The organism is Roseburia sp. 1XD42-69, from assembly GCF_003612565.1.
Classification (GTDB): domain Bacteria; phylum Bacillota; class Clostridia; order Lachnospirales; family Lachnospiraceae; genus Roseburia_B.
The window spans coordinates 1-3658 of record NZ_RAZG01000148.1 but is presented as its reverse complement, the minus strand read 5'-3'; the positions used below and the strand labels follow the sequence as shown (position 1 = coordinate 3658).

Genomic DNA, 3658 nt, shown 5'->3' with positions numbered 1-3658 from the left:
GAACGGTACGATTGACATTGAAACCATTAAGGATGAAAAGCTTGCGGAACAGATAAAGAAATACCAAGAATGGTGTGTAACATACGCCCCTCTATCTGGTAACAGGTGGAGGTATTCTATTTAATTGCTGAAAACCCCTAAAGACAGCCAGGCTACAACGTAACAATGAAATATGTGTAAGCGTGAATGCGGCGAAAGCAGAAAAAACAGGCTGTATGGCATATGGTGAAAGAAAAGCGTATTTTTGCTGAAATACGTCCTAAGTGCTAAGTGCGAAAATGGGAAACCAGCAGCGAAACCCCGAACAGGGGAACGTTCAACGACTATCACGTAAGTGAGTAAGACTGCAAGCGATTGGCAGTCTGAAATGGTAGATTACCTGTTAAAATAATTTTAAAATGTTAAAACAAATGTTCTGTCTATTATCATGTCAATTATTGGTATATAATGGTATATTATAATACTAATGATTGGGGAAAGATACTTATGGCAAACTATTTTTTGTTCTTAGATGAATTAAAGTCAAATAATGAATATAATCATTTTTGTATAGGAGGTTGTTTTATTGAAGAATCTTACTATAGAGATAAAATAGTAAAACAAATAAATCAATTAAAAAGTGATATATTTGGCAATACATCTATTATTTTACACGAAAGCGAAGTACTTTCGTATAAAGGTAGTTATAGAAAGTTTAGAAATGAAAAAGACAAAGAAGAAAAGTTTTGGAGAATGTTAGGGGAAATTTATAAAAATAATGATATTCATACGTTGTGTGCTGGAGTTCATAAAGAAAATCTGAAGAAATATTATCCAAGTAAAAATGAAAAAGATAGTGAGTATTATATAGCATTACAGATAATTTTAGAAAATTTTGTACATTTTTTGATTGACCAAAAGGGAACTGGATGCGTATATTTTGAATCCAGGGATATACAGTCAGATTTTGAACTATATGAGCATTATAATATGATTGTGGAAAATGGAACACTTTTTCTTGGTTCCAAATTAATGCAAAAACATTTAAGATGTATAAGTTTCCCTTTAAAGTTAGACAATAATATTGGATTGCAACTTGCAGATTTTATACCTAATCCAGTTGCAAGAGATTTTCAAGGAATGGCGCAAAGAGATTTAAATATATTCACGGATATTAAAAATAAAGCATATAATGGAAATATAGATAGAGATGATAGATTTGGACTTAAAAAAGTTTTATAAAAAATTCTTGACAATACATTCTTTATTTGTTATCATATAAGAGATAAAAAACGGAATGACTTCGAGTCGCTTGTTTTTTTTATAAAGTTGTTTGAATGACTTCGGGTCTCTTGAACAGCCAAAATGATAAAAGCATACTCTTTCCTGTACAGATTTAGTTTGTGCTAACGAGGTACTTTTATCATCACTTGCAAATAAGCATCTGAATCACAGATGCTTTTTTATATTATCTTCTATTTTTATTAAATCCCAATATTTAACAGGTAAAAGATATAGTCTATTCTCATGGGAAATCCATGAGCGGCCTTATGCCGGGCTGGTGCAGCGAACCAGCTAAATATAAAGATGACAAAGCACAGGAATCCACAACCTCATTTGTGGAAACAGCGGAGAAGATGTATAATCTCCCACTGGATAAAGCCGCCACAAAAATAGAAAAATTCAGTGATGCCATTGATTTACTGGATAAGAAATTAGACAATGCTGTCGGCGCAAAGTCCAAAAACAAATTAATTGACAAACAGACAAAAGAAGAAAAGAAAACCTTAGATGCCTATAAAGAAGCAAACAAGGCCACAAAGAAAGACTTAAAGTCTGCCAAAAAGGAACTCTCAAAGTCAAAGAACTTAAACAGTGATGACGGCATCACAAAGAAAGAGAAAAAGAAAATCAAGGATGCCATCAAAGCAGGGAAAGAAGTTGACTTATCCTATTTTAAAGTCGGTTCTGCCGGGTACAATGCCGCTGTCAAATATAATGAAGCGTTAAAGGCAAACACCCAGTCTACTTATGATCTGAAATCTGCACAGGAAGATTATAAATCCTGGCTCTCTGAATCTTCCACTCAGAAATTTGAAAATATCCAGACAGATTATGAACACAAGCTCCATGAGTTTGAACAGAGGGCGCAGGAAATTGACAACAAGATTTCCTTAAATGAAGAAAAGGGTTATCTTGCCAGTTCCGTCTATTATGACAAACTGCTTGCAAATGAAAGGCAGAACAATGCAAAACTTATCGCAGAACGGGATGCATTGGTGAAATCCTTAAACGATTCTGTATCCAAAGGGAATCTGAAAGAATATTCCGATGACTGGTATGACTTAAAGGAAAAAATAGATTCCGTAACAAATTCAGTGGATGAATCCACCGTCTCCATCCAGAATTTCATAAATACCATGCGTGAAATCAAATGGGACAGGTTCGACACCATACAGAGCAAGGTATCTGAATTATTAGAAGATGTGAAATTTTCCATTAATGAACTTTCCCGGACAGAACTTGTAAGCGACAAACTTGGAGGGTTTACCGATAATGGGAAGTCTGTTTCAGCTTTACATGTATCTGGGTATGAAGCTTACAGGGTACAGGCGGCTGATTATGCAAGGGAAATCAGAAGCATTAATGAAGAGATTGCCAATAACCCATATGATACAAAGTTAGCTGACCGGAAACGGGAACTGGTAAAAGCATATGAGGAGTGCATTTCCGGCGCACAGGAGGAAAAGTATGCCGTGATAGACCTGTACAAACAGGCATATGATTCCCTGTTAAATAAGATACGGGAATTAATCAGCGAATATGAAGAACTCCTTGACGCAGAAAAGAGCGCATATGACTACCAACAGTCCATTGCGGAAAAGACAAAAGATATCGCAGATATCCGTAAACAGCTTACCGCTTACTCTGGCGATATGTCTGAGGAGACACGGGCTAAGATACAGAAACTGGAAGTGGATCTAAAAGAAGCGGAAAAGAGTTTGCAGGAGGCACAGTATGAGAAATATATCTCTGATACCAAGGATATGTTTGACGATTTGGAAGATACCCTTGCAGATGAAATCAACGACCTTATTCTTGCACTTGCGGACAATTTTGACCGCCTGATTGAAAACATTAATGCTTATTCAAGTGATGCAATGGCAAATGTAAAGGATTATCTTACAAAAATCGGGTTTGACACCAGTTCATCCATCAGCAGTGTGGGCATATTGATTTCTAATGCGATTAACTCTGGCTCTGACATATCAAGGGCAACGTACACAACCGTTGATGAAATTAAAAACCTTATGGAAAAAATGCAGCAGTATGTTGATTCTATTGCTAACGGTGGAAATGCTTCTTCTGGTGCAAACAATGCAAATGCACCACAGCAGAATTTATCTGCCGAAGAACAGCAGAAGCAGTCAATCGCAACCGAGATGGCATCGCTGCAAAGCCAGCTGGAATCTTTATATAAGCAGAAAAAAGATGCTGAGAACGGATATGATAAAGATATCGATAAAGCTAAGTCAAATTCTTCAAAGTATAAGGATAAGGCAAAGAAAGAAAAGGATGCAGAGAAAAAGAAGGAATACGAAGCCAAGAAGAAAGAGTATGACGCACAGGCAAAATCTTTGGAAAAGGAAAAGAAAAATGAGATAGGTTCTATTTCCAA

1 protein-coding gene and 1 pseudogene are annotated in these 3658 nt (G+C 36.0%); both read left to right on the top strand.

Going from position 1 to position 3658, the window contains the following annotated elements; all coding sequences use genetic code 11:
- Positions 1-486 precede the first annotated feature (486 nt).
- Complete coding sequence (locus D7Y06_RS24330) at positions 487-1221, top strand: DUF3800 domain-containing protein (RefSeq protein WP_158591493.1); 735 nt, start codon at positions 487-489, stop codon at positions 1219-1221.
- Between the two features lie 296 nt (positions 1222-1517).
- Positions 1518-3658: pseudogene (locus D7Y06_RS24325) on the top strand (hypothetical protein); the annotation flags it as partial.